General features: G+C 33.4%; 23 protein-coding genes. 15 read left to right on the top strand and 8 right to left on the bottom strand.

Going from position 1 to position 26,724, the window contains the following annotated elements; genetic code table 11:
- Nucleotides 1–8 precede the first annotated feature (8 nt).
- Entirely contained in the window at nucleotides 9–782 is a 774-nt protein-coding gene (locus AB1282_RS01700; RefSeq protein WP_429898313.1) for an SDR family NAD(P)-dependent oxidoreductase, read from the bottom strand.
- Between the two features lie 131 nt (nucleotides 783–913).
- On the opposite strand from AB1282_RS01700, the gene AB1282_RS01695 reads away from it, so the two are divergent.
- The gene (locus AB1282_RS01695) at nucleotides 914–1,288 is read left to right on the top strand and encodes a MerR family transcriptional regulator (protein WP_056473382.1); all 375 of its coding nucleotides are present in this window, start codon (nucleotides 914–916) and stop codon (nucleotides 1,286–1,288) included.
- Nucleotides 1,289–1,324: 36 nt separating this feature from the next.
- Here AB1282_RS01695 and AB1282_RS01690 read toward each other — a convergent pair whose 3' ends face one another.
- From AB1282_RS01690 to AB1282_RS01680, 3 genes are all read right to left on the bottom strand, one after another.
- A complete protein-coding gene (locus AB1282_RS01690) occupies nucleotides 1,325–1,816 on the bottom strand; it encodes a WGxxGxxG family protein (protein WP_056473384.1) in 492 nt (163 codons plus the stop codon).
- A 73-nt stretch (nucleotides 1,817–1,889) separates the two neighbouring features.
- On the bottom strand, nucleotides 1,890–2,648 hold the full coding sequence (locus AB1282_RS01685) for a cytochrome c oxidase assembly protein (protein WP_429898312.1): 759 nt from the start codon (nucleotides 2,646–2,648) through the stop codon (nucleotides 1,890–1,892).
- Nucleotides 2,638–3,108 carry a DUF2243 domain-containing protein gene (locus tag AB1282_RS01680; protein WP_056473386.1) on the bottom strand — a complete coding sequence of 157 codons (471 nt, stop codon included), beginning with the start codon at nucleotides 3,106–3,108 and terminating at the stop codon, nucleotides 2,638–2,640. Before AB1282_RS01680 ends, AB1282_RS01685 begins: the two co-directional genes overlap by 11 nt.
- Nucleotides 3,109–3,263: 155 nt before the next feature.
- Between AB1282_RS01680 and AB1282_RS01675 the strand changes: the two genes are divergently transcribed.
- Nucleotides 3,264–4,499, top strand: coding sequence for an MFS transporter (locus AB1282_RS01675; protein ID WP_429898311.1), 1,236 nt, complete (start codon nucleotides 3,264–3,266; stop codon nucleotides 4,497–4,499).
- 186 nt (nucleotides 4,500–4,685) lie between these two features.
- On the opposite strand, the gene AB1282_RS01670 is transcribed toward AB1282_RS01675, so the two are convergent.
- Nucleotides 4,686–5,552 (bottom strand): MBL fold metallo-hydrolase, encoded by an 867-nt coding sequence (locus tag AB1282_RS01670; RefSeq protein WP_429898310.1) that lies wholly within the window; start codon nucleotides 5,550–5,552, stop codon nucleotides 4,686–4,688.
- 135 nt (nucleotides 5,553–5,687) lie between these two features.
- Between AB1282_RS01670 and AB1282_RS01665 the strand changes: the two genes are divergently transcribed.
- Genes AB1282_RS01665 through ligD (AB1282_RS01655) form a run of 3 tightly spaced genes read left to right on the top strand, consistent with a single transcriptional unit; the run spans nucleotide 5,688 to nucleotide 8,739 of the window.
- Nucleotides 5,688–6,524: a Ku protein gene (locus AB1282_RS01665; protein ID WP_056473390.1), complete on the top strand. Its 837-nt coding sequence runs from the start codon at nucleotides 5,688–5,690 to the stop codon at nucleotides 6,522–6,524.
- Nucleotides 6,525–6,537: 13 nt separating this feature from the next.
- Nucleotides 6,538–7,482 (top strand): non-homologous end-joining DNA ligase, encoded by a 945-nt coding sequence (gene ligD, locus AB1282_RS01660; protein ID WP_429898309.1) that lies wholly within the window; start codon nucleotides 6,538–6,540, stop codon nucleotides 7,480–7,482.
- Nucleotides 7,483–7,494: 12 nt separating this feature from the next.
- A complete protein-coding gene (gene ligD / locus AB1282_RS01655; protein ID WP_429898308.1) occupies nucleotides 7,495–8,739 on the top strand; it encodes a DNA ligase D in 1,245 nt (414 codons plus the stop codon).
- A 39-nt stretch (nucleotides 8,740–8,778) separates the two neighbouring features.
- On the opposite strand, the gene AB1282_RS01650 is transcribed toward ligD (AB1282_RS01655), so the two are convergent.
- The gene (locus AB1282_RS01650; RefSeq protein WP_390309649.1) at nucleotides 8,779–10,452 is read right to left on the bottom strand and encodes a ribonuclease J; all 1,674 of its coding nucleotides are present in this window, start codon (nucleotides 10,450–10,452) and stop codon (nucleotides 8,779–8,781) included.
- A 149-nt stretch (nucleotides 10,453–10,601) separates the two neighbouring features.
- Nucleotides 10,602–10,808: a hypothetical protein gene (locus AB1282_RS01645; RefSeq protein ID WP_056473396.1), complete on the bottom strand. Its 207-nt coding sequence runs from the start codon at nucleotides 10,806–10,808 to the stop codon at nucleotides 10,602–10,604.
- A gap of 168 nt (nucleotides 10,809–10,976) precedes the next feature.
- On the opposite strand from AB1282_RS01645, the gene AB1282_RS01640 reads away from it, so the two are divergent.
- From AB1282_RS01640 to AB1282_RS01620, 5 genes are all read left to right on the top strand, one after another.
- Entirely contained in the window at nucleotides 10,977–11,600 is a 624-nt protein-coding gene (locus AB1282_RS01640; RefSeq protein WP_429898307.1) for a hypothetical protein, read from the top strand.
- A gap of 367 nt (nucleotides 11,601–11,967) precedes the next feature.
- Nucleotides 11,968–16,257, top strand: coding sequence for a S8 family serine peptidase (locus tag AB1282_RS01635; protein ID WP_429898306.1), 4,290 nt, complete (start codon nucleotides 11,968–11,970; stop codon nucleotides 16,255–16,257).
- A 391-nt stretch (nucleotides 16,258–16,648) separates the two neighbouring features.
- A complete protein-coding gene (locus AB1282_RS01630) occupies nucleotides 16,649–17,377 on the top strand; it encodes a hypothetical protein (RefSeq protein ID WP_429898305.1) in 729 nt (242 codons plus the stop codon).
- Nucleotide 17,378: 1 nt separating this feature from the next.
- Complete coding sequence (locus tag AB1282_RS01625) at nucleotides 17,379–18,134, top strand: hypothetical protein (protein WP_056473402.1); 756 nt, start codon at nucleotides 17,379–17,381, stop codon at nucleotides 18,132–18,134.
- Nucleotides 18,135–18,232: 98 nt separating this feature from the next.
- Nucleotides 18,233–18,397 (top strand): hypothetical protein, encoded by a 165-nt coding sequence (locus tag AB1282_RS01620; RefSeq protein WP_429898304.1) that lies wholly within the window; start codon nucleotides 18,233–18,235, stop codon nucleotides 18,395–18,397.
- Nucleotides 18,398–18,549: 152 nt separating this feature from the next.
- On the opposite strand, the gene AB1282_RS01615 is transcribed toward AB1282_RS01620, so the two are convergent.
- Nucleotides 18,550–22,059, bottom strand: coding sequence for a S8 family serine peptidase (locus AB1282_RS01615; protein WP_429898303.1), 3,510 nt, complete (start codon nucleotides 22,057–22,059; stop codon nucleotides 18,550–18,552).
- Nucleotides 22,060–22,609: 550 nt separating this feature from the next.
- Between AB1282_RS01615 and AB1282_RS01610 the strand changes: the two genes are divergently transcribed.
- The 5 genes from AB1282_RS01610 (at nucleotide 22,610) to AB1282_RS01590 (ending at nucleotide 26,355) form a co-directional block, all read left to right on the top strand.
- Entirely contained in the window at nucleotides 22,610–23,215 is a 606-nt protein-coding gene (locus AB1282_RS01610) for a DUF6944 family repetitive protein (protein ID WP_429898302.1), read from the top strand.
- Between the two features lie 293 nt (nucleotides 23,216–23,508).
- Nucleotides 23,509–24,228, top strand: coding sequence for a sigma-70 family RNA polymerase sigma factor (locus tag AB1282_RS01605; protein WP_429898301.1), 720 nt, complete (start codon nucleotides 23,509–23,511; stop codon nucleotides 24,226–24,228).
- Nucleotides 24,229–24,259: 31 nt separating this feature from the next.
- Entirely contained in the window at nucleotides 24,260–24,844 is a 585-nt protein-coding gene (gene clpP / locus AB1282_RS01600; RefSeq protein WP_056473411.1) for an ATP-dependent Clp endopeptidase proteolytic subunit ClpP, read from the top strand.
- A gap of 224 nt (nucleotides 24,845–25,068) precedes the next feature.
- Nucleotides 25,069–25,560 (top strand): quercetin 2,3-dioxygenase, encoded by a 492-nt coding sequence (locus AB1282_RS01595; RefSeq protein ID WP_056473414.1) that lies wholly within the window; start codon nucleotides 25,069–25,071, stop codon nucleotides 25,558–25,560.
- Between the two features lie 81 nt (nucleotides 25,561–25,641).
- The gene (locus AB1282_RS01590) at nucleotides 25,642–26,355 is read left to right on the top strand and encodes a nucleotidyltransferase domain-containing protein (protein WP_429898300.1); all 714 of its coding nucleotides are present in this window, start codon (nucleotides 25,642–25,644) and stop codon (nucleotides 26,353–26,355) included.
- The last annotated feature ends 369 nt before the right edge of the window (nucleotides 26,356–26,724 follow it).

Raw genomic sequence — 26,724 nt, 5'->3', positions numbered from 1 at the left:
TCTTATCCTTAATCCTGCCTTTCTAATCTTGTTGCATAAGGGTAAAGTGGATCTAATAATTGGAATTCATAAGTAATTCCATCGACTTTTCCTACGACCTTTTCACTGTCATAAAGCTCCAACATAAAACCGGCCATTTCTTTTGCAGTATGATATTTTGGTAGAACGCCTTCAAATTTAATGTTTTCTTCTAAATCATATGATACTTTTGCAAATTCTGTTTCAGTTGCAGCAGGTGCTAATACTTTTGCTTGCATTTTTGCCCCTTTTTCTTTTAATTCATGAGCTAGCCCTTCTGTAAAGGCACTCACATAGAATTTAGTCGCACAATATGTGACGGCATTTCCGATAATTGTATATCCTCCACCAGATGAAACATTGATAACTTGTGTACCTTCGACAGTTGAATAATCGCGTACGTATAGTGAAGTTAAAATCGTTAAAGCTTCAATATTCAAATTAAGCATAGTTTCGATCTTTGCTAAATTTTGTTCACCAACTGAAGCGAAATTACCAAACCCTGCATTATTAATCCAAGTTTCAATATCATATTCTTTAAGTCCTTCATATAAATCAAAAGCATTTTTAACAACAGATAAATCAGCCGTTTTTATGACTACTTCAAGATCTGAATTCAATTTAGCGATTTCTGATTTTAATTTTTCAAGTTCTTCCGTTCTACGAGCAACGATGATTAAATTTTTTCCACGTGCGGCAAACGCAAGAGCTGATTCATACCCTATTCCTGAACTAGCACCTGTAATGACAGTATATTTTTTCATCTAAATTCCTCCCAATGATTTGGTTTATACTAAAATTAAATTAATTGTGTATCAGTTACGGATTCATTATACTGGTTAGAGTAAACTCTAAGTCAAACTGTTTTTATTTATGACTCAAACTGGAGGTATTTATGTATTCAATTGGTGAAGTCGCTCAAATGTTAGGAATAAGCACACATACATTACGTTATTATGAAAAAGAACAGATCATTCTTCCAGATCGAAATGCAAATGGTGAAAGATTGTATTCTGAATCACACATTCAGTGGTTAAGATTTGTTCTAAAGCTAAAAGAAACGCAAATGCCAGTTAATAAGATTAAAGAGTATGCACATTTATATACAGAAGGTGAGCATACATCTTTGGCAAGATTAGGATTATTAGTTGAGCATAAACAGTCTATTGAACATCAGCTTAAAACATTAGAAGAGACGAATAAAATGTTAGAGCAAAAAATCAATTTTTATAAAGAGGTAATTCATAATAAAAACATAGTCCATAAATAAAACCTTATTGGAGAAAGCCCCAATAAGGTTTTATTTTTATTCAACTCTTTCTTTTTTTCGAAGACCCGCAAATCCTAATAATCCAAGAAGCCCAAGCCATCCATAATTGAAATGATTATTATTGGTATTGTCAGTAGTATTTAAAGTATTAGAAACAGGAGTAGGCGTTACATTTACATTTCGTCGATAATAATTTCCATCATTATTTACTGGGTTATTTACTCCGTTATAATTGTTATTTAACATGTCATTTGATGTATTTTTTATATTATTTTTTGTATTATAATACCCTTCTTTAACCGTATTTTTAGTATCATAATACCCTTCTTTAACTGTATTTTTTGTATTATTTACAACATGGTTTGGATCATTAAAATTATTGTTAAAACTTCTTTTGATCTGTTTACCGTTATGATCATAGCTTGGTTCTAATTGTGTAGCATCAGGCCCAGGTGACGCAGCATGAACATTAGTTGAAATTATAAATGATAATGAAACAGTGCATAATGTAAGACAAATTTTATTCATCTTTAACCCTCCTTCTTTATGCATTAATATTTTGTGCATCTTCTAAAGGGATTATATGTGGCAAAAAAGTCCATTAAATAAAGGCTCTTTTTTTAGAATTTGATGAATTGTACCAGAAATAACAAAGTGCAGTAATGATTAACAAATCAACAAAATCCCCTCCATAATACATTAAAACTGCACCAAATTGAACATCATTAAAACCGAAACTGTCTAATGGATTTGAAAAAAGCAATTTCGATAAAATATCATGACCTGCTATTGCAAGAATCATAATTGATGAGCGAAACAAAAAACTGAATTTATGAGAAATCGGTTCAATAGCAATGATTGAGATGGTAAATAGATATCCCGAAAGAAACAAATGGATATGTACAAAATTTAACAATAAGGTACTCTTATGAATTAAATTAAATACAGTAGAGGTATATAGTAACCAAAGTCCTCCGATATTTAAAAGTAAGGTACTAATAGGATGAGTTAATAACTGAACTGGAGCACTTCTTAAAAGACGTGACACACTCCTTGCATGTTGCGTTTTTAATGATGTTAATAATAATGTAATCGGTCTAGATAAAGCGATAAAAAATGGAGCGAGCATACCAAGTAACAAATGCATAATCATATGGAAAACAAATAGATGGTGACTTAGTTTGGCAATTGGTCCAATGACGGAAATTAATATACAAAAAAAACCAGTTACCCATAATATAGAGCGAAACTTTGGCCATGGCTTTTTTTTATGTTTCATCGCAGCAACTAAATATCCAACAATAAAAAGTAAGATTAATAAAATAATGAGTGGATCAAACGAATTGAAGTTATCTCTCAAATTGACCACCTTTATTTCGAGTTTTAAGAATTAGAATGCAACCTATTAATGTCATAATAGAAGCAGTGATATTCCAAGTTAAATCATAGGGCATAATATCGACGTTATATCTAATTTGATGTAGCTTCATCCACTTATGCTGTACGGTTCCATCATAAAGTTGAAACAAACCTGCTCCGAGTAAAACTCCACCTACCCATCTTTTAATATAGAGTGATTTTTTTCTCCTTAAATTCGCAAGCATAAATAATGAGCCTATTGTCGAAAACCAACTAAAGGCATGAAATAGACCATCAGAGATAAGCCCTATACTTGTTGTAGACTTATCGTAAAAATGATGCCAATGAAGTAGTTGATGAAAAACTGCTTCGTCAAAAAATGCAACCAATCCAAGTCCAAACAAAATTCCTGACCATAAATTCAAATGAAAATAACTAGCTGAATTCTCTTGGGTAGTCATAAATACTCTTCCTTTCGAAAATGGTATATCTTTCATTTTGCCCCGATTTTTACCTATAAATCGTAATTAGTAAAAATTACAATTCAATCAAAAGAGATACTTGGGAATTATAAAGACTGGTGATTGTTTTTAGTTACACAAAACGCGGAGGTAATATGGATAAAAAACAAACGCGGAGTTTATGGGCGCTATCTACAGTACCTCTAGTAATGACTTTAGGTAATTCAATGTTGATCCCCGTACTTCCAAAATTAGAACAACAATTAAATATATCTGGCCTTAAAGTTTCAATGATTATAACTGTGTATTCAGTTTTTGCAATCATTCTTATCCCTATAGCAGGTTATCTATCTGACTTATTTGGAAGAAAAAAAGTAATTATTCCTAGTTTAATTATTGCGGGAGTTGGGGGGGCCTTAGCTGGCTTTGTTTGTTGGAAATTAGAAAATCCATACGCGTGGTTAATTGTCGGGAGAATCATTCAAGGTATCGGTTCTGCTGGGGCAATGCCTGTTGTTATTCCGTGTGTGGGAGATATGTTTAAGGATGAAAATGAAGTTAGTAAAGGATTAGGCTTAGTTGAGACATCGAATACTTTTGGAAAAGTACTTAGCCCAATACTCGGTTCTGCATTAGCAGCGGTTGTTTGGTATTTACCATTTTTATCAATACCTTTCCTTTGCTTACTATCAATTATTTTAATTTTAATTTTTGTAAAACCTCCAAAACAACCTATGAGAGCAAAAAGAAAAGATAAAAGAAAGAAAAAGTTTAAACTGTTTATTAGATCAATTCGAAAAATATTTCGAAATAATGGAAAATGGCTTTATACGATCTTTATTTTAGGTGCCATTATCATGTTTATTTTATTTGGTATGCTTTTTTATTTATCAAAAATATTAGAAAAGCGTTATCACATAATTGGAATATGGAAAGGTTGTGTGCTGGCAATCCCACTTGCTGCTTTATCCTACACTTCTTATAAAACAGGTAAAAAAATTGGAAATCAAAAAGGCGCCATGAAAAATTGCATTGTCATCGGATTTATTCTCATAAGCCTTTCTTTTGTAATACCGATTATCAACAAAGATATCTATATGATTATCACGAGTTTATTGATCAGCGGGATTGGAATCGGAATGTCATTACCAAGCTTAGATGCATTAATCACAGAGGGGATTGAGAAGGAACAAAGAGGGACTATCACTTCTCTTTATAGTTCTTTACGCTTTGTGGGGGTAGCCGCAGGACCTCCTGCTTTTGCCTATTTAATGAGTAAACCAGATAATTATATGTTGTATTGTTCCATCATTTTAGGAGTTCTTGGACTTTTTTTGTCCATCAAATATATTAAGCCAAACCAAGATGCAGAAACGGCTAAATCTAATTAAAACAAGTCTAGGAATGGCGGGGATTTAAACATAATCGAACCTCCAAAAGTTTTTTCAGTTCCAAAATTTCCTAATATGCCGAATGAACATTGAAGGAGTTTAAAATTAAATTTAGTAAACTCCTTACAAAAGTAGGGAGTTTTAATTTTTTACCTATAAATTTAGCCAATTAAGGAGCGTCATTTTTTAAACATATCGTCCATAATCAGGTTTGGCGATTGTGTTGAAGTTTTTAACTAAGTAGTCTAATTGTTCATTTAAATTGTCTTCTAGCAATGGAAAGCCGTGACCTGTGATTGCTTTTTTAGGGTGTAAAGCCTGCAGTTTTTTTACAGAATTCAATGCTGCCTCCCAATCTGTCGTCAAATATCTAGGAGGACCACTTATTTCTCTTTTTTGAGTTAGAACTCTGTAAATAGAGTCTTGTTTAACATTAACAAAGGCGTCTCCAGCAATCAGTAATTGATCATCATCTCTAAAAAGTGAAATATGTCCAGGTGAATGACCCGGTGTGTGAATCCATTTCCAATGTGGCATTTCTGGTACAGAACCATCTGCAGGAAGAATATGGATATATTTTCCTAAATTAATTCCTTCGTTTGGTAACAATGGCGATAACTTTGCAATTAATCCACCTTCAACTGTACCATCTGGTTCTGGATAATTCTTTTCTCCTGTTAAATATGGTAACTCTTTTTCATGCGCATAAACAGGAATATTGAATTCTTTTACTAAATCAAAGATTCCCCCGATATGATCAAAATGTCCATGAGTAAGTATGATTGCTTTTAATTTGTGTTTTTCACCGAATCTTTTTTCAGCTATATCCAAAATATTATCAAATGATTTTGGCATACCGGCATCAATTAATACCCACTCACTTGATAAATTAGGATTTCCGTATAAGCAAAAATTCACAATTTGATTTGTTTCATAAAATAAATCATTCGCTAATTCCATCCCATTGCCACTCGATATAGATGTAATAGGCATATATTGAAATTCCTTATTTATTTTTTGTAAATCATTTGAGTTATTCATACGACCCTCCATTTAAGACTTATGTTGATTAACTTTTTTAGTCTTCTTTTATAAGATTTTTTTATTCTGATGGAGAAAAAAGCAAATTGAATTAAACCCATTCATTTAACAAAAGCTAATCATAAAAATAAAGAAGGTAGTGAGTATATGCATACAGTCTGGAAAGGGACAATCAGTATGGGATTAGTTACAATCCCAGTAAAGTTGTTTTCAGCAGTTGAAGATAAGGATATAAAGTTTCGTCAATATCATAAGGATTGTAAAACGCCAATCAACTATAAAAAGGTTGCAAGTTGTGATGATGAAGTTACTCCCGAAGAAATCATTAAAGTATTTGAAACTCCGAATGGTAGAGTTGTGGAAATAACTGAAGAGGAAATGAATAAATTAAAAGAAGAATTTGAACTGAAAACTGTATCAATTATTGATTTTGTCAAACTTTCAGAAATTGATCCAGTTTATTTTGATCGAACATATTATATTGGCCCCGATTCTGGTGGGACAAAGGCATATGCTCTACTTTCGGAAATATTGAAGAAAAGTAAGAAAATCGGCCTTGCAAAAATTACGATTCGTAGCAAACAGCATTTAGCTGCTATTCGGCCATATAAAAACGCGATTATTCTTGAAACATTACATTTTCCAGATGAGATTAGAGCAATTGAAAATCTTCCAGGTGGTGTGCCTGAAAAGGCTGGATTGGCGGAACGAGAATTACAGGCTGGTATGATGCTAGTTGAACAATTAACGACAACGTTTAATCCAGAAAACTATACTGATACATATCGTACAGCTTTAGAACAATTAATTTCGGAAAAAGTTAATAAAAATGATTATATCGCTACAGGACAGGAGAAACCGGCAGAACAAAAAAATGTTGTTGATTTAATGTCTGCATTACAAGCGAGTATCGATCGAACAAAAGGACAAGCAACCCCTCCGAAAAAGCCTAAAACTAAAGCGCCTAAAAAAGCAACGAGTTAAATAGGAGGTAGTAATGGAGCTAGATCCAATTTTTCCTTTTGAGCCTATTTCTTCAGATACTGTACCAATTGGTTCTGAGTGGATTTCGCAAATTAAATGGGATGGTGTTAGAATCCTTACCTATTTTGATGGAAAAGAAGTTAAATTATTTAACCGCAAATTAAATGATCGTACAACTATTTTTCCAGAGCTAACAAATATAAAATCCTATACGAATGCTCAATCAATCATTTTAGACGGGGAGGTCATTGCTCTCGATCAAAATGGTAATCCATCGTTTCATGAGGTAATGCGAAGGGATGGAATTAGGCGCATGGATCGGGTTGATTCAGCTATAGAAGCTGTACCTATTTTCTATATGATTTTTGATATTCTTTTTTACAATGGAGAATGGGTTACTCAATTACCTCTACAAGAGAGACAAAATTTATTAATAGAAGCTGTCCAACCTAGCACCCAAATTCAATTAGTTCCAAATAATACTGACGGAGTTGCTTTATTTGAGGTTGCGAAACAGCATAATTTAGAAGGTATCGTATGTAAAAATTTAAATAGTAAATACTCGATCAATGGAAAGCACAATGCGTGGCAAAAAGTAAAAAATTATAAAGACATTATTGCTGTAATCGGTGGGGTAACGTATCGCTCTGGAATTGTTAATTCTATTTTAGTAGGACTTTATGACGAAGAGAATCAACTCGTGTTTATAGGGCATGTTGGAACAGGGAAATTAACGAAATTAGAATGGAAAGACCTTACTACAGTCATTAATACGATTAAAATAGAAAAAAATCCATTTAGTAGCCAACCGAAAAGAATAAAAGAAGTTCAATGGATTCAACCATTGTTAACTGTGAAAGTTCAATTCATCGAATGGACTGAAGGTCATTCATTAAGACAACCAAGTATCCAAGCTTTTATCGAAAAAGATCCTAAAGAATGTACTCTTACTGATTAGGGGAAGTAACATATGAACAATTACTTTTTTCAAAAACGTAATAAAATTTATACAGGTTTTTTCTTTATTTTAGGTTTCAATTTAAAAGACGAAAACTTTTTAGTGGGTCTAAAAAAAGAAAATGATATTTTGCAAATGGGGTCATTCTCAAATGGACTTAGCGAGGAAGAGAAGGTTATTTTGATTAAAGCGATCGAAGCAAATAAAAAAAGCAAAAAAGGTAATATAAAATTTGTTGAGCCTGGGATCTGTATTGAACTTGAGTTTCAATGTATAGAAAATAACCAATTAACAAATGCAAAATTTATATCTTTTCAATTACAGCATGCGTGGAATGAATGTACTTGGGATGGTTTACTATTGGGGAATCTTAATTTAGAGGAAGAATTAACTCTTACTAGTCCAGAAAAAGTAATTTGGAAGGATCCCTATATAAATAAAGAGAGTTTTGTTTCGTATTTAGCTCAAATATCCACTTATATGCTTCCATTTCTAAAAAATCGTTTATTAACAACGATTCGTTTTCCGAATGGAATAGAAGGTGAATCTTTTTTTCAAAAGAACCGACCAGATTATGCTCCGAGTTTTATTAAAACTGAAGAACATGAGGGAATTAATTTTATTATTTGTAATGACGTATCAACATTACTATGGTTAGGAAATCAATTAGCTATTGAATACCATATCCCTTTTCAAACATACGAGGCTGAAAATCCGATTGAAATTGTATTCGATTTGGATCCACCTAATACAGAGGCGTTTCCTTTAGCAATAAAAGCTGCATTGGAAATGAAATTAATCTTTGATTCTTTTCAAATAAAAAGTTATCCAAAGGTGTCTGGTAGTAAAGGAATTCAAATTCATATCCCGATTAAAGAAAATTCGCTTACCTATGATGAAACAAGAGTATTTACATCTTTTATTGCACATTATTTAATTGAAAAATATCCAGATGATTTTACGATTGAAAGATTTAAAAAAAATCGCGGGAATCGTCTTTATATTGATTATATACAGCATGCAAAAGGAAAAACCATTATTTGTCCATACTCTACAAGGGGAAAGGAAAAACCAACTGTTGCTACGCCACTATTTTGGGATGAGGTAAATGATGAATTAAAAATCGAAACTTTTACAATCCCGTTTGTTCTAAATCGGTTAGAAAATAGTTCTTGTCCGATGTACGACTATTTTGATCAAGAAAACGGTTCTTTGGTCGATTTAATTTCTAAAATTAAAGAAAATGAATCAAATTAAAAACTCCCTAATTATAATTAAAAGGGAGTTTTTTAAGTTCTATATTTCAATGATTATTGGTAAAATCATCGGTTTTCTCTTCGTTTTCGTAAATAAAAATTGTCCAAGTGACTTTTTAATATTTTGCTTCATAACTCCCCATTGGAGCTTGTTTTCATCAAGTAACTCATTTATAGATGACGTGACGATTTGATTTACTTCCTTCAATAAACTTTCAGAGTCACGTGCATAGACAAATCCTCTTGAAATGGTATCAGGACCTGAGATAATCTTTCTTTCCATTTTATTAATTGTGATGACGATTACAAGCATTCCATCTTCAGCAAGCTGTTTTCGGTCTCTAAGGACAATGTTACCGACATCTCCTATGCCCATTCCATCAACATAAATATTTCCTGCTGGAATTCTTCGGCTTTGAATTGCTTCTGATTGTAGAATATCGACAACATCACCATTTTTAATAATAAAAATATTATTTCGTTTGACACCAACAGATTCAGCAAGAGAACGATGATGGTGAAGCATTCTGTACTCACCATGAATCGGAATAAAATATTTTGGCTTCATTAATGTAAGCATGAGCTTAAGTTCCTCTTGATAAGCATGACCAGAAACATGCATTCCGGTCGAACTTCCTGAACCATATATAACATTTGCTCCGAGATTGTAAAAATTATCGATAATTTTAGAAACGTCACGCTCATTACCAGGAATTGGTGAAGCAGCTAAAATCACAGTATCACCAGGATAAATGTCAACGCCTCTAAAGCTAGAACTAGCTAGACGGGCAAGTGCTGCAAGCGGTTCACCTTGACTACCTGTGCATAAAATTGTAATAGCTTCTGGTGCGAAACTATTAATTTCATCTTTATCAATTAACATACCTTCAGGGATTGATAAATATCCTTGCTCCATCGCAACTTGAACAACATTCACCATGCTTCTACCTAGTAGAGCGATCTTCCGATTTGTAATAATAGATGCATCAACTATTTGTTGCACGCGATGTACATTAGAAGCAAATGTTGAAATAATGACTCTCTGTTTTGCTTTCATAAAAGCATCTACTATATGCTCTCCAACAATCCGTTCCGATGGTGTTGAACCTGGCCGTTCAGCATTTGTACTCTCAGATAGAAGTAATAAAACACCTTTACTACCTATTTCGGCCATTTTATGAATATCTGGGTATTGATTGTTAACAGGAGTTAAATCAAATTTAAAATCTCCAGTATGTACTACAGTTCCTTCAGGCGTTTCAAATACGATGCCTAAGCAATCAGGAATACTATGATTTGTTTTAAAAAATGAAATCGAAAAATGTTCAAATTTAATAACTGAATCAGAATCGATTAAAATTAGTTCAGTTTCACCTAATAGACCATGCTCTTTTAATTTAAGCTCTATTAATCCAAGCGTTAATCTCGATGCATAGACTGGAATATTCAATTGCTTCAAAAGATATGGGATTCCACCAATATGGTCTTCATGACCGTGCGTAACAAATAAGCCTTTAATCTTTTCTTGATTTTCCTTTAGATAAGTAATATCTGGAATGATTAAATCAACCCCTAATAAACTCTCGTCTGGAAACTTAGAACCGCAGTCTATTAGAATAATTTCTTTTAAAAATTGAATAGCATACATATTTTTTCCAATTTCATTAATTCCACCCAAGGCAAAGACTGATAGCATACTTTTTGTTGGACTCAAAATCCTATACCTCCTAGTACATTGAAAAGTATAAACATTTTCCCTTTAGAAATTTCCATATTTTTCTTAGTATGTACTTAAGCGTTAAAATCATTCAATCGACGGTTTTTATAAAAAAAGAGCCGGTGTAAACCGTGCTCATTTTTGGATCACTCTTCGAAATAATTTTTAAATGGTTTTTTAGGTGTATGTGTTTCGTTACGATAATAAGGATTATCTTCAGTAGAATCTTTAGGATCCAAGTTTGTTTTAATTACTAATGTAGGTCCTGTTGTCCCATGCTCTGCAATAATCCGATCATTTAATTCATTAAAATCAGGTAGTTTTTTATTCCCTGGTTGTAATGGCTCTGACATATAAACACCTCCTGACAATAGGATGGTTTCTTCAAGAAAAATTATGTATTTAGGTTCGAATAAGTCTTAATTAGAACAAAAAGTGGAGTGTACTTGCTTTTGCTAATGTACATACTGTGAAAGCATAATAATCAAAGTGATATTTCAACTAAAAAGGTGGAATTATGAATGTCAGTAATAGAGAAATTAGCAAGTTCTTTAAACCGTAGAGATGAAGAGGCCAACATCGAATTAGCGATTCAAGTTGCGGATCAAAATGATGAAAGCGCCGTAAAAGAACTGATCGAAAATCTTACCAACAAAAATAAAAACATCCAGAATGATTGCATAAAAGTTTTATATGAAATTGGTGAACGCAGACCATCTTTAATATCCGATTATACTAATGAATTTTTTTCGCTTTTAGAAAGTAAAAATAATAGACTTCAATGGGGAGCTATGACTGCTTTAAACAGTATTACAAGTGACGTTCCTGAAAGGATATTTTCAAATATCCAAAAAATCATTGTTGCAGGTGACAATGGTTCAGTTATTACAAAAGATCAAGTTGTAAATATCCTTTTAAAATTATGTTCCATTAAGACATATGCCAAAGAGTCATTTAATTTTCTTATTAATCAATTAGTTAAAAGTCCAACAAACCAACTCCCGATGTATGCAGAAAGATCGATGTCTATTATTAATGAAGAAAATAAAAGTTTATTTATTGAGACACTAACTTCTAGGTTGGAGGAAATTGAAAAAGAGTCTAAAAGAAAACGAGTTGAAAAGGTTATTAAAAAGATTAGTTAAAAAAATATTTAATACTTGTGTTGAAGTTTAACCGAACAAAATGTGTACTTTGTTGTTAGGGGATCTGTAAGACCAATCCTCTAAAACTATTTTTAGAGTTAAGATAACATAGGAAAAGCAAACGGATCAGTTTAAGACTGGTCCGTTTTTTTTTCTAGATTATTAAGGATGCTGTAATGAGCTAGAAAATCATTTGCTATAAAAATCGACAGGATTACTGATTTAATTTTTGTTTCCTTATCTTTTTTGTTGTTGGAAATGTTCGAATTATAAAAAAAATGTATTTGATAAAATTTGTAAAAACGAAAATTCTGTCAAATCTCAATATAATAAAACTATCAAAAGAGAGAGAGGAAGATGGGGGAAAATGAAAAAGAGAATCAAAAAAAATGTTACGACCCTAGCAGTAACAACGGGTCTTGTAACTAGCGTATTTAATCCAATTTCTATTCAACACAATGTTCATGCACAATCAACGTCAAAAGTTGAACAAGTTTTATCGGCACTTACACCAGCTCAACGTGAGGCGATTAAACAATTAAAAGTTAGTGATAAAGAAGGACTTCAAGTATCTCCTGATATGGATTTAACAAGTGAAGCGACAACTTCTGTTATTGTTGAATTTAAGGACAAACCAGCAAATACAGCAGTCATGGTTGCAGAAGCTGATGGAACAATGCTTTCAAAAGCGGATGCTCAAGCGAAAGTAGACGCTTCACATGACACATTCCAATCAGATTTAAAAACGATTTTTAGTAAAGAGTTAAAAGAGAAGAAAAATCCTTATAATATTAAGTGTTCTTACAAAAAAGCTTTTAATGGGGTTTCAATGACACTCCCAGCTAATAAAGTAAAATCATTGCTTAAATCAAGTGCCGTACAGGCTGTATGGAGTGATTTACAAGTTCAGCTAGATGATCCATCTACTAAGGAGTTATCAACTTCTGAACAACAATCTTCTACTCATACGATGGTAACATTCCCTGGTGTTGAAAAACTTCATGCAGAAGGCTTTACAGGAAAAGGTGTAAAAGTTGGAATTATTGATACTGGTATCGACTATAATCATCCAGATTTAAAAGGTGCTTTTAAAGGCGGATACGATTTCGTTGATAATGACAATGACCCCATGGAAACAACATATGCGGATTGGAAGAAATCTGGACAACCTGAATCTAATGGTGAAGCTTATTATACTGAGCATGGAACGCATGTAGCTGGGATTATTGCTGGACAAGGTAAGAATAATGCAGATTACTCAGTAACAGGAGTTGCGCCAGACGCTGATATATACGCTTATCGTGTTCTTGGTCCATATGGATCTGGTCAAACTTCAGCAATTTTAGCCGGAATTGACAAAGCAGTTTCAGACGGAATGGATATCATTAGTATGTCACTTGGAGCGAACTACAATGACCCGTTATATCCTACAGCAATTGCGGTTAATAATGCTGTACTTTCAGGAGCGACAGCGGTTGTTGCAGCAGGAAATTCTGGAAGTAAAATGTATTCATTAGGTACTCCAGGAAATGCACCTTTGGCAATCACAGTTGGAGCAAGTGATACTGCTGCTACAATTCCAAATTATTCAGCAACAGCAAAAGCATCAACTGGTGATTTACCGGCTGACCTGAAATTAGCTGCCCAAGGACTTTCTGATAATGTAGCGGATTTTCAAGGGAAAACGTATAAAATGGTAAATGTGGGACAAGGGCAAGAAACTTCTTATTATAAAAGAGATTCAAATGGCCAATATACAATACCAATCGATGTAACTGGAAAAATTGTTCTTGCTCAACGCGGTAGCTTAGGTATAGAAGAAATTGTTAAACGAGCTAAATCACATGGAGCAAAGGCTGTTGTTTTAGTGAATGCATCTGGAGATACATTACAAGATGTATATTTAGGAAACGTATATGGCTATATTCCAACATTTTTAGTAGGTAGCTTACAAGGTACTTATATTCAAATTAAAATACCTCTAACTGAAGCGGCGAAAGGAAATACAGTCGACTTTACATTCGGTAATATGAGCCAAACTGTCACACAAGGTAATAAATTAGCGGACTTTAGTTCAAGAGGTCCATCTCGTGTATTATATGATATTAAACCAGAAGTAACAGCACCAGGAGTGTCTGTATTCTCAACTGTACCTTCTTTTATGCATAAAGATGATAATGGTAATCCATTAACTGATTATCAATATGCGTATGAACGTTTGTCTGGCACATCGATGGCAACACCGAATGTATCAGGTGTAGCAGCATTATTAAAACAAGCTCACCCAGACATGACGCCAGCTGATATTAAGGCAACGCTAATGAATACAGCAGATCCATTAAATGATAAATATAGTGTATATGAAGTAGGTGCAGGTTTAGTAAATCCGTACAAAGCTGTTCATGCTGGGACGGAAATTCAAGTGAAAGACAAAACGAAAACATTAAGCAGTGATGCTAAAGATGCGGGTAGTGCTACTCTTGCAAGTAAAGGAATTAAAACAATTAAAAATATTACTGGAGCTTTAAGCTTTGGTGAACAAGCTGTTGATGGTAAGGTTCTATCAGATTCTCGTTCAATGACTTTATTCAATAAAAGTTCTGAAGATAAAACATATGATGTAAAAGTTCAATTCCAAACATTGGGCGCACGATTTACAAATGACTCTAGAGCAGACCAAGATGCAGCTGCTAATGGGGTTACGTTAGATGTGAAATCTTCTATAAAAGTAAAACGATATAGTAGTGTGAATATGGATGCTACAATCAATGTTCCTAAAAGTGCTAAACTTGGTACTTATGAAGGGTATGTTGTTTACACAAATCAAAAGAACCCTGATGAATCGTATAAAGTACCGTTTGCCATTCATACAGTTGATGAAGGAATTGATTATGTAAAAGGAGATCCAGCCGCTTTCACTATACCTTATGAAGCAGGTAGTAATGCGACAAAGTGGTCAATTGGAGTGGACTTTAAACTAAAATCTCACATGCGTACGTTTGATTTCTTCCTTGTTGATCCAAAAACAAACGAAGAAATTGGTTACCTAGGCACAGCGGATGGAATGGGTGCAGATGAGGGGATGGAATATTATTTCCGCGGTGTATTAAACGGTGGACAATATTATCCATTAACAGGAAACCCGGACAGTCCAGTTACATTTGATTATAAGGAAGTTGACCCAGGATTATGGAAAATTAGAATGGTTGGTACAAATGATAAAGGTGCTACCTTCACTAGTGATGCTCCTGTTTATTATGGAGAGAAAGAGCCAAAGGTTACAATGAATTATGAACCAGGTCAAATCGTTGAAACTGCTAATGCAACTGACAAAACAGTTACAGTAACAGGTGCTGCATTTGATAAAGACATTGCAGAAATGCAAGCAGCAGGCATTCCTGCTTCACAAGGCGAAAATAAGATGTATTATTACAATCCAAATAATTCTGCCGAAATTAATATCCCAGTAGACACTAATGGTAACTTTAATTCAACAATACCATTATCAACAGCTGGCCCAAATACCTTAGCAATTACACAGTATGACTTCTATGACAGAAATAAATCAACTGTTGAAAATTATGGTAGTACTAGAGACGTTTACTTTGTTAAAAAAGGAACTGCTTATACTACAGCAATTTCAGATAAACAACGTATCAACATGGGAGATTCAACAACAGTAACATTCTCAACGAAAAATGTAGCATCTAAGGTGAAAAAAGCTGAATACACTTTCATTTATCCTTCTAAGTTCTTAGATATGGTGAGTGTACAAGCTAAAGGAGATTATAAAGGAAAACTAGATGTTCAATATACATCTACACCTTTTAATAGTACTTACAATAAAATGACAATTACAGCAACAGCACTTGGGGACCTTGCAACATCAGGTATTACAGGAGATGCTTCATTAGTAGACGTAACATTTAAAGCAAAAGATGTCTACTACAAAGGACCAATGACATTTGAAGATCCAGCTGGTACATCTAGATTCTTTAGCGCAGTTTATACAAATGTGGATGACAGTAAGGTAACAACTCAAGGCATTCAACCTTATTTCTATGTTACTTCTACTTATTCTCTTATGAGAAGTATGGTTCAGGCAGAAGGAATGGCTACAGGAATTGACAATGCAGGGAATATTAATATGAAAAATCTTGACTATAATAAAGCTGGTTCAAAAATTAGTGTGAAAGATTCTGATGGTAAAGAATACGGAGTAGCTGATCCTTTAGGATATAGTGCAACTGCTCCAGCAGGTTTTACATCTAGATTACCAATAACAGATAAGAAATTTACATTATCAATTGACGTACCAGGACATTTCACATTCAAAAAAGATTTTACAGTTGGTTTGAAAGAAGACGGTAAGGTTACAGCTGGATCTAAACCAGTTGATTATAGCTATATCCCTGGTGGAGATGTTAATAAAGATAATGTAATTGACGTGAAAGATGCTCTATACATTCAAACGTATTGGGGAACAAATAAACGTGATGCAGATATCAACTATGATGGCGTAGTTGATGAGAAAGATATGCAGTACGTAATTAATAACTATTTAATGCAAAATCCATGGAACGACAATGCAGGTAAACCAGTTAAGAAATATAAAGGAAAAGATTTAGATGGTGTTTTAACTGATCTAGGATTATAAATCGGTGAGCGGAAAGAAAGATAAAAGTTTATATAAATAGAGGTATAATTACCCAGAAATCACTGGTAAAAATGGTTCTAAGAATGGATTACTGAATGGAACGGCAGTGGTACGTTTCAGTCGAATATAGAATTTATGTCAAGTGAAACAAGGCAATGGTGTAAACGGATGCGTTGGAACGAAAAAATATACTGGTAGAGGGAAAAGAGTCATAACGACTCTTTTTTTTGTCTAAATTAGAAGAATATAAAGAAATATTTATGGAAACATGAACCTTTTATGGTAAAAATTGGTTTTTGGTTATATTATTAAAAATATAATAGAAAATGTTCTGACTGGGAATAGTGTTGTTCTCAATAAAGAACAAATAATAAATATAGGAGATGAGAAAATGAATTTTAAGAAGACAAGCTTAAAACTCGGTTCTATTGCACTATGCGCTTCACTGTTAGCAGTTCCGTTTACTTCGAATGCTTCAGCCGCAACAAAAAAAACAGTTGTAGATACAACCAAGCAAGGTACTGCAATAGCTGCATATTATTATGTTAATGGAAAGAAAATTGAAATCCCTAAAGAGGATCTTGTAAAATTAACAACTGCGGGAAGTACTTACAAATTACCGAATGATCCGCTTAAACCTAAAACGAAAACAATTACTACCAATGGAGTGCAATGTATAGCTGGATATGAGTATGATGGAAGATTAATATCTGGTAATTTTGAAAATAAAAAATCAGGAACTAGATATGCAAATACAACAAGCTCTAATATGAAAAAAGTTTCTCAAATTGGTTCAGAACAAACCATCAATGCAGGATTCAGTGCTTCTGGAGAATTTAAGTGGGGGCCAGTAAAAACTACTGTCGGTTTTGATATAAGTGCTGGACAAAAATGGTCAACAACTGAATCATCTGAAGTTACAATTAAACCAGGCAAAATGGGATGGAATGACTACGGTTCATATAAAGAATCATGGACAGGTACATATTATTACTTAACAAACTCTTGTGGTCAAACATCAAAAGTAACAGTTTCACCTTATGGTCCTAAATATAAACTGGCAGTAGCTAGGGAATCAGCTATTCCGCCGGGTGTAACAAGCGCAAGCGTATCAAAGTAAAATGAAAAGAGCGATTTGTTTATCTCAAGCTATAATTCTACTTATTACCCTAGCAGGCTGTACACCATTTAATTCAAAAGATAATAATCTACAAAAAACAAGCAATTCACAAGAAGTTAGCAAAATTAAACAGAATCGTGAATTAGAATTAGTTGCTGTAAAAGAAGCTACTGAGAAAGATTCTTCACCTTCTAAAGCAGCTATCCACCAGTATGAGTTTCATTTTAAAGATAACTCAAAATCGAGTCCTTCAAAGGATTCAATCGTAAATGAAGCCACATTAGGAAATAGAAGTATAGTCATATTGAATACTCAAGAACTGGATAGTAACTTTGCTGTATTTGATTATGAAAATGAAAAGAATTTATGGAGAATCCGAAGTTTGATTACTTTAGATGTGAAGAATGGACAGTATTTTAAAGATAAAGGTGGTTTAAAATTACCTTTTGAAAAATTTGTAGTTGCCACATCTACTGATTCTAATCCAGAGATTTGGTCATTTGCAGATCATAAAAATATCGTAGCAGTTGCTAAATATAAAGAGTTTCCTTTCGAATCATCTGGTATAAATACCTTAAAAAGTGATAGTGGTAAGAGAAAATATTATTCTTACAAGAAAAACAAAAAAGAATTTATATTCTACCACGATTCTGAATATATCGTAGTTATATCAGGTAATTTAGCATTTAAAGATATGATAAAGCTTGCAGATTCTTTACCGACTGTTAGCTCAGCGAACTTTCCAAGAAACAATTAGATAATAAAGTAAAAAGAGCAAGAGGAGCCGGGTCATATTTTAGGAGTCGGTGTGAAAAAATTAAACTGAAATTTACGATTGAAGATCCTAATGGAAATGTGGTTGACACTTGGACAGAAAAAAATAATGAGAATGCTTATAAAGTATGGGCTCCAACAGCTGACATGCCTGCTGGAAAATACAAAGTGACATGTGAGATGGAAGATGAAACGAGTCTAAAAATTACTGCAAAAGTACGATATATGACTGTGGTAAAACCGTAGTATATTAAACTAAAAAAACCTCAATCCGCTATGAGTCTTAGTTTGATTGTGGTTTTTATTTTCGGAAATAGGGTTAAGCCTATAGTACGAATGGGTTTATATTAATCAAAAAAGCTATCAATTCCTTAAATCAGGAAGGATAGCTTTTTTAATTATTGTACTACTGTTATTTTTTTAGGTGTAGAAGTAATTTTAAATCCATCCTTCGTAACTACATCAGCAGAGATATAGTACGTGCCATTCGGAAGGTCAGGCTTTGGTACCCATGTTGTATGGATTTCTTTTTCATTTTTAAATGCAATCGTATCGACGACATTACCATTTGCATCTTTTACATTGAATGTCCAATCACTTCTATTTTGAGCAAAATAGTCGATATCTGCTTGTCTATCTTTATTTATTTTAGTTGTAGGATATACACTAGCATTTGAAAGAACCATCCAATCACTCATATATTTTGGACTCTGATCTCCCCAGACTGTGTATGAGTGATTAAATGCATTGTCAGCTCCAATAACGACAATACTTTTCGGTTCTGTATTTACTACTAATGTTTGTGCTGAGCCTGGCATATAGTTATTACCGTCAACCCAAACAGATGAAGCAACATAACCACTGCCGTTTTCGTTATCTGTACCTTTCCATGAAATTTCATATTTACCATTAGTTGGTGTTACTTTTATATCTGTAACCTTTGGTAGAGTAGAATCTACTTTTACTGGCATTTTTACTTCTTGTGGTCTAGCACCTGGATAGTCTAGAGTTGTTCTGATTACATATTGATAAGTTCCATCAGGTACAAGATTGCCTAACTGATCAGTCATATTCCAATAGTAACTGTCAGCATAAGAATAATCACCGTATGACATAATATTTTTTCTAAATTTCCAAGGTGTTCCTGTAAATTCACTAAAGTCTCCTAAGTAATTAACGATTTTTCCTGATTGGTCTTTAATATACATTTCAGTTTTTTGTAAATTTCGTAATGCTGTAAATCCAGCATATATACCTTGTAAATGATAGTTCGGAGAGATGGCAATTTTATTTAAATTGAAAGTTCCAGTTTTACCATCATACCCCTTTGGTGCACTTCCAGAATATTCATCCCATAGTGCCGTATAGCCTAAAAATGCATCTTTATCCCATGCTGGAGCATCTATATTACGTGGTTCATCCCATTTTCCGTAAAAGCCCATATATGGAACTGATATAGTAACTGCTTTACTCTTGTCAACAGGAACTAGACGTACAAATCCTTCTACGAAACTATTATTCTTTATTGAATCAGGTAAAGAAACATTCACAGTTAACATTTTTGATTGGCCAGGTTTAATTTTTAGTAATGCTCCAGTTTTATCTGTTACTTTATTATCATTTACTGTGATCGATGCACCTTGAATTCGTTCACTAGTTAAAGTTAGATAATCTTTTGAATCCATCGTTCCATCGTTATCTAAGTCAAATTGCTTCGTTTCAGTTTTATCCTTAAGCAAGTCAACATAAACATTGTATTCAATATCAGCACTATTATTTTTACCTTTAGGTGCATCAAAAGCATCTACGTTTAATTTAAAACTTGTATTTTTGCCGATTTCTTTTAATGCTACAGCGCCAGCTTGTTCTAAAGGTGTGTTTCTACTTGTAACAATAATCGGAGTGTTGATTGCATTTTGAATTTGCATTAAACCAGCGCCTTGTAAGCGAGGAGAATAAGGAACCTCTCCATTAGTTTTTGGATCCATTACAATACTTGATGTGTTCATTAATGCAATTTTTGCTTTTAAAGCGGTATCTTCAGAATGTTGTAGCCCTTTTTCATAAAGTGACTGTAACACTAAAGCTGAACCACCCGCAACATGAGGGGTTGCCATAGATGTTCCACTCATCACTTCATAATCATTTCCAGGTACAGTTGAATAAATATTTCCACCAGGAGCAGAAATTTCAGGTTTAAAATCTAATGTTGATGGCGTACCATACGATGAAAAACTAGACATTTTGTTTTTGTTAACATTATCGACCCAAGTATCGCCCGCTAATTTCATTTTTACAATTTGTCCACTTGTTAGTTTATTTATTAACTCTTGCCCTACTGCTTTACCAGTTGTAGCAGCCGGGATGGAGTACTCGCTCCAACCCAAGTAAGGATAATCAGGTAAATCATCAGGTGGAATTGCAATTACTGCTTTAGCTTTAGCTCGTGCAGCATTAAATTGTAAGAAGGAGTAGTAAGTATATTGATTTTTGAATTTTGCTACTACAATTTTTCCTTCTACATTTTTATTAGTAAAATCAGCATTAGATGCTCCTTCGCCGACATATACTAGTTCATATTCCTGACCAAGTGTCAAGTTTTTAGAAAGCTTAAAATTAACACTTGGGGCAAACATTGTTTGATCTTGGAAAGGAAGTTTAAAACCACTTGCATCACCTAACGTGTTTAAATGCATTTTAGTATTTTCATAGGATGCAACCGATAAAGCATATGGGCTGACTCCTGGTGCACCGACTGTCCCAATATCAGGATCTTCTGCATAAGGTTGTTGGGCAGAAGGAAAAGGTAATGGATAATCAGTACTGTATGCCGAATTACCCGCCGCTACTACTACGAGGCTACCATGTTCTGTTGCAACTCGAATTGCTTTTTGAATAGGGTCGTCATCTTCACTAACATATCCTGCATCTACACCTAAACTCATATTGATTACATCTGCGCCCATTGTTACAGCATGTTCAATACCAGCAATAATATCGTCCTCGTAAGCAGCTGCATCATTATCCGAGAATACTTTCTCAGCCAATAATTGTGTACCTGGAGCTATACCTTGAACGCCACCAGTTGAGTCATCACCATTTGCACCGACGATTCCTGAAACATGTGTACCATGTGGACTACCATCACCTCGTGGGATAACATCGGTGTCATGATCAGCCCAGTCATAACCAGTTGGTACTTTATCTGTGTACCAAATATCCCCTACTGCTGTAGCATCTAATTTACTTTGTATTCCACTTTTAGTTAATTTTTCTTTTTGTTTTCCCTTTTCCGTGATCGACATATCTTTATGTGTGTAATCAATACCTGAATCAATAATTGCTACAAGTAATCCTTCACCTTGGTAACCATATTGACTCCAAACCTTTTGAGCTTGTACTAATTCTTTGCTTGCTGCCATCGTTTCGTGGAATGTTCTTGCAATATGTACGCTAGTTACACCAGGAGTTTTCTTAATCTCGTTCAAGTTTTGATACTCTGTCTCAACACTAAATCCATTAAAACCTTCATAAAAGCGTTGTTTTAGCTTTGGAGAATGCGATTTAGCCCTATTATTCTTTTTGATTCCGTCCATTACTTTGTCTTGCTTTTCTTTGAATAATGATCTTTTGTTAGCAGATGTAAGATTAGTAGTTGAAGGCTGTGCAACTTCAACGATAAAACGAACTTTATCAGTTGGTTTATAATTCTTTTCTGCTTTTTGACCATCTTTATATAGGTTTTCTTTCCCTTTTTGATCTAGTTTATGCGGTTCTTGAAAGTTAAGTGGTTTAGAAAGTGGTGTTGATTGTTTTGCAGATGCGAGTGCAGTATAAGATGAAAAAATTAAAGATGATAAAGCTGCGGTAGTCATTACTTTAAATGCATTCATTTTACTGATTTTCATTAAAACTCTCCTTTTCGATATGAAAATTTATCAATAATTGTATTACTTAAACACGCTTTTAAGAGAATAGTAGGTTTTTAAAGATGAGTGTTTGGAAATGTTAAACTAACTCTTATATTGAGTGACTAAATAAATACAATAATTAATATATATCCCACTAAATTTTAAGTAAATTGGGGAAATTCTACACTTTTAATGTGTGAATTTTCTGATTACAATGACAAGAATAGACAATTTCCGAACTTGGTTAATTATTCCAAGACAATTATTTTTAGGGAATCTGTTAGAATTTGGTGAAAAATCATTATTTGCTGGACTATTGATTTGGGGAAATTTTGTCAAAATCAATTATTTTTTAATGATTCGATTAAAAAAAGTTAAAGTTTTTTAATAAGTGTAGGCTGAGGTTTGGGAAATCGCACGATTATTTTTAAATCACATTTTTAAAGGGAGGTTATTAGAAGAAACTGTTACATTAAAATAGGCACATAATCGGACCCTCATTCATAATACTACGATAAAGGTTACTTTTAGCAGGATGGTGGTTGAAATGGGAGACGAGTCTAAAGCATTAGTGGGATCTGTGATTGTATCGATTGGAACAATTACAGCTGCAATTGGCTCCACGCCATCTAACTATATAAAAAGTAGTGTTCGTGATGACTTATCTATAATCGGAAATGTTTTGCAGGCTACAGGAAATGGAATTGATGCTGATGTTGAGGGTACTGTACTCAGAGCACCTGGAAAATTAATAGGAGCAAGCGGAAATATTACTGTTCTTTCAGGACTGGTTTTCGACATTCAAAAAGAAGCATCCTATAAATTATTCATTGCAGGAAACTTGTTACAAGCTTTAGGGCAAGGCGTTAATATTGGAGATGTAGTTGACCTTACTCCTTTCCCAGGCCAGGCCCAAAATATTGTAGGGAGCCTGACATCATTTGTTGGAAACTCTTTACAGGCAATTGGATGGTCAGAAGCACTATATGATCTTAAAGAGGATGAAACGAAGCTTAATTATTATGAGGAATATCTAAAAAAAGTAACGGCTACCGAATCTGAAACATTGGTTGCGATAGGAAGTTGGATTCAAGCAATTGGCACTGTTATTTCAGTAATTGGGGTAGTAAAAGAAGTAAGTGGCGCAAATTAACCGAAAAAAGGTAAATGCTACGAAACTTTGCGGAATTTGAGTTTAATAAGTTATACGTACATTAGTATAAAATATAGACAGAAGCGGGGATCAATTGTTCACGCTTTATTTGTATTGATCGGTTTTAGCATAACTATGTTAAAATGCATTAACAGTAGAAAGTAAACGAAAATTATAGAAGAGTTTTTTAGTAAAGTTACATAAATTAAATAAAAAAACTTTTTACCCCCGTATCTTTTTGTACTTCTATTCCGTTTATAGGTTAGAGAGTGTTAATAAAGGAGTGAACATAAATGTCTAGTAAGTTTAGTCTTCACAGCATAGAAAAGGAAAAACAGGATGAAGCAACAGATGAATTCTATTGGAAGAATTACTATCCAAAATTGCAACGCTATTGTCGATTTCTAGCCCAAAATGAATGGGATGGTGACGATATTGCGCAAGAAGCTTATTTTAAAGCAATAAAATACTATAGTAAGGAAAAAATGAATTCGGCTATATTAAATAAAATAGCTTACAATCATTGGATTGATACTTTACGAAAAAGAAAAGAAGAAACGATAACTCCTGATTTTGAACTTTCTAAATATGCAGCTAGTCATCCGATTGATCATAAAATGAATAGTGTGGAGCTCTTACTTAAACATTTTACTCCAAAACAAGCGGTTATCTTTTTTCTAAAAGAAGCATTTCAATATAAATCCAAGGAAATAGCAGACATCTTAGGAACAACAGAAATAGCCATAAAATCTAGTCTGCATCGAGCGAAAAAGCGTCTAGATAAAACGAACAAAGAGGAACAATCCCTTTCTGTTGACTATTTTTGGAATGAGGAAGAACGCATGAAGCTTGAAGAAATTTTTCATTTAGCTTTAGAAGTCCAAGATCCTACCGTCTTAATTCAAGCGATCCCTTCCTTTGATCGAATTATTGAAAGTCCTAAAATGCTATTCGGTAATTTCCAATCAGCTCGAACTCAAACTCCTTCAAGCACTCTCTGCATGGCTGCATAGCCAATTAACGCTTTAAAGGAGGATTTTTTAAATGACGACAGTTCCTTATGTTATTGAACAATCTAATCGTGGTGAACGTTCATATGATATTTATTCCCGTTTGTTAAAGGATCGAATTATTATTATCGGTGATGAAATAAACGATCATGTAGCAAATAGTGTAGTTGCACAATTATTATTTTTAGCTGCAGATGCACCTGATAAAGAAATTTCACTTTATATAAATAGCCCTGGTGGGTCAACTTCAGCAGGATTTGCGATTTATGATACGATGCAATATATAAAGCCCGATGTTAGAACCATTTGTACGGGAATGGCAGCATCATTTGGTGCAATGCTTTTGCTGGCAGGAACAAAGGGGAAACGTTTTGCGCTTCCAAACAGCGAAATCATGATTCATCAACCATTAGGTGGGGCAAAAGGCCAGGCAACAGAAATTGAAATATCAGCACGCCGCATTTTAAAATTACGAGAACATATTAATCAAATAATTGCCGACCGAACAGGGCAGTCAGTTGAGAAGGTGGCAAAGGATACAGATCGTGATTATTTTATGAGTGCAGAAGAAGCGAAAGAATATGGAATAATTGATGAGATTTTATATCCAAATAATTAACTTTATAATTAACTAAAGTAAAAAGGTTAGCGATGCTAGCCTTTTTTTCGTGCACGGAGACAAGAATTGTTTTTACTTGTTTAAAAATGTAAAAATAATACCGAGATTATTATAACGGGAGATTGTAATTGTAATGAATAAGCTAATTTTCTATGAATAGCATTAATTAGTACGTTAAAAGTTGTTCTAATTAAATACAATAAATTAGAAGAGAAGGGATACAAATGACTTTCGAACAAAAGAGTATAGCAGGCTTTATGCACCGAGGTATTACAGAAAAGAATACTTACTTCTTTTTAAATGATTTTGCTTCCATCTTAGTAAGTGGGGAAGATACAAACGGAGCATTTTGCGTCTTGCACTGCAACGGTAAAAAAGATGGTGGACCTCCTCTTCATGTACATGAAGAGGAGGATGAAACGTTTTATGTATTAGAAGGAGAAATTACTTTTTTTATTGGTAATCATACAATTTTGGCAAAGGCTGGAGATTATGTATTTGCTCCTCGAAGAATTCCCCATACATTTAATGTACGCTCTGAAGAAACTAAGTTCATTGTTACTGCTTATCCATCAGGTTTTGATCAATTTGTAAAAGAACTATCTGTACCATTTTATAAAGGATTCAAAAAGCCTGAAGGTCCTCCATCAGCTGAAAAACTTCATAAGTTAATCGAGGTGTCAAAAAAATATAAAATTTCTTATCCAAGTTTATAAATTTAATAGAAGACTATGTTCTCCTTGGAATCTTATGTATTCTTTAATTAAATGGTTTTCTTAGGAAAAGAGGATACGATCATGAAAAAAAAGTTAAACCCAATTGAAGCAGCACAACATTTTATTGAAAAGTACTTTCCAAATTGTCAGGGAGCATTACTAGCAGGCAGCGTAGTCCGTGGCGAGGCAACAGAAACATCTGATCTCGATATTGTTATTTTCGATAAAAACTTTAGCTCTTCATATAGAGAGTCATTAAAAGAATTTGGTTGGGACATAGAAGTTTTTGTACATAATTTATCATCATATAAACAATTTTTTAAAAGCGATTATGAGAGAGCTAGACCTTCACTTCCAAGGATGGTTTCAGAGGGGATGATCTTAAAGGATGAAGGCGTAATTAGCGATATTAAAAAAGAAGCAAAAGAATTATTAGATCAGGGGCCAAAAAAATGGTCTGAAGAGACAATTAAAATAAAACGATATTTTATCACAGATGTACTTAATGATTTTATAGGTTGCTCTAATAGGGCGGAGGAGATATTTATAGCAAACACTCTAGCTGAATTAGTAAGCGAATTTATTTTAAGAGCAAATGGTAAATGGATTGGTTCTTCAAAGTGGGTAATACGTTCATTAAGGCAATACAACGAAGAGTTTGCTAACAATCTTATAGAAGCTTTTGATTCATTTTATACGACAGGCGAAAAGAATCAGGTTACCAAATTAGTGAATGAAGTTTTGCAACCATATGGAGGGCAGTTGTTTGAAGGTTTTTCTGTAGGCAAAATGTAGTTTTGTAATTCAATCGTATGCATGTTAAGTAAAAAGGGGCATATTAATGCCCCTTTTTATTTTGGAAAGATTTAAAAGCTTTACATTAAACTATTAAACTTTCTTTAATAATTATATTTATTATAAAATCCATAATTTTTCGATGTTTCTCTTGCAATATTGTAGGTAATTTTTCCTGTTTTTTCGTCAAGGTTATCGAATTCTTGATAAAAAATTATTTATTTTGTTTTATTTTTCCCAATTTTCAGTTTTATTATTTCGGTCAAAATATAAAAAATCCGACAAAAAAATATCTTTTTTTTCATGAAATAACATGTTTTTTGTATATGTCTAACGTTTCTATGTATAAATATGATGAAAAATTTTGTG

Source organism: Gottfriedia sp. S16(2024), assembly GCF_050473765.1.
GTDB lineage: Bacteria > Bacillota > Bacilli > Bacillales > Bacillaceae_G > Gottfriedia.
The sequence above is the reverse complement of the archived record's forward strand: the minus strand, read 5'-3'. Positions and strand labels throughout refer to the sequence as shown.

Excerpts from the sequence above, each read along its gene's own strand:
- AB1282_RS01700 (WP_429898313.1), bottom strand. The coding sequence starts at position 782 with ATGAAAAAATATACTGTCATTACAGGTGCTAGTTCAGGAATAGGGTAT.
- AB1282_RS01695 (WP_056473382.1), top strand. The coding sequence starts at position 914 with ATGTATTCAATTGGTGAAGTCGCTCAAATGTTAGGAATAAGCACACAT.
- AB1282_RS01690 (WP_056473384.1), bottom strand. The coding sequence starts at position 1,816 with ATGAATAAAATTTGTCTTACATTATGCACTGTTTCATTATCATTTATA.
- AB1282_RS01680 (WP_056473386.1), bottom strand. The coding sequence starts at position 3,108 with ATGACTACCCAAGAGAATTCAGCTAGTTATTTTCATTTGAATTTATGG.
- AB1282_RS01675 (WP_429898311.1), top strand. The coding sequence starts at position 3,264 with ATGGATAAAAAACAAACGCGGAGTTTATGGGCGCTATCTACAGTACCT.
- AB1282_RS01670 (WP_429898310.1), bottom strand. The coding sequence starts at position 5,552 with ATGGAGGGTCGTATGAATAACTCAAATGATTTACAAAAAATAAATAAG.
- AB1282_RS01665 (WP_056473390.1), top strand. The coding sequence starts at position 5,688 with ATGCATACAGTCTGGAAAGGGACAATCAGTATGGGATTAGTTACAATC.
- ligD (WP_429898309.1), top strand. The coding sequence starts at position 6,538 with ATGGAGCTAGATCCAATTTTTCCTTTTGAGCCTATTTCTTCAGATACT.
- ligD (WP_429898308.1), top strand. The coding sequence starts at position 7,495 with ATGAACAATTACTTTTTTCAAAAACGTAATAAAATTTATACAGGTTTT.
- AB1282_RS01645 (WP_056473396.1), bottom strand. The coding sequence starts at position 10,808 with ATGTCAGAGCCATTACAACCAGGGAATAAAAAACTACCTGATTTTAAT.
- AB1282_RS01640 (WP_429898307.1), top strand. The coding sequence starts at position 10,977 with ATGTCAGTAATAGAGAAATTAGCAAGTTCTTTAAACCGTAGAGATGAA.
- AB1282_RS01635 (WP_429898306.1), top strand. The coding sequence starts at position 11,968 with ATGAAAAAGAGAATCAAAAAAAATGTTACGACCCTAGCAGTAACAACG.
- AB1282_RS01630 (WP_429898305.1), top strand. The coding sequence starts at position 16,649 with ATGAATTTTAAGAAGACAAGCTTAAAACTCGGTTCTATTGCACTATGC.
- AB1282_RS01625 (WP_056473402.1), top strand. The coding sequence starts at position 17,379 with ATGAAAAGAGCGATTTGTTTATCTCAAGCTATAATTCTACTTATTACC.
- AB1282_RS01615 (WP_429898303.1), bottom strand. The coding sequence starts at position 22,059 with ATGAAAATCAGTAAAATGAATGCATTTAAAGTAATGACTACCGCAGCT.
- AB1282_RS01610 (WP_429898302.1), top strand. The coding sequence starts at position 22,610 with ATGGGAGACGAGTCTAAAGCATTAGTGGGATCTGTGATTGTATCGATT.
- AB1282_RS01605 (WP_429898301.1), top strand. The coding sequence starts at position 23,509 with ATGTCTAGTAAGTTTAGTCTTCACAGCATAGAAAAGGAAAAACAGGAT.
- clpP (WP_056473411.1), top strand. The coding sequence starts at position 24,260 with ATGACGACAGTTCCTTATGTTATTGAACAATCTAATCGTGGTGAACGT.
- AB1282_RS01595 (WP_056473414.1), top strand. The coding sequence starts at position 25,069 with ATGACTTTCGAACAAAAGAGTATAGCAGGCTTTATGCACCGAGGTATT.
- AB1282_RS01590 (WP_429898300.1), top strand. The coding sequence starts at position 25,642 with ATGAAAAAAAAGTTAAACCCAATTGAAGCAGCACAACATTTTATTGAA.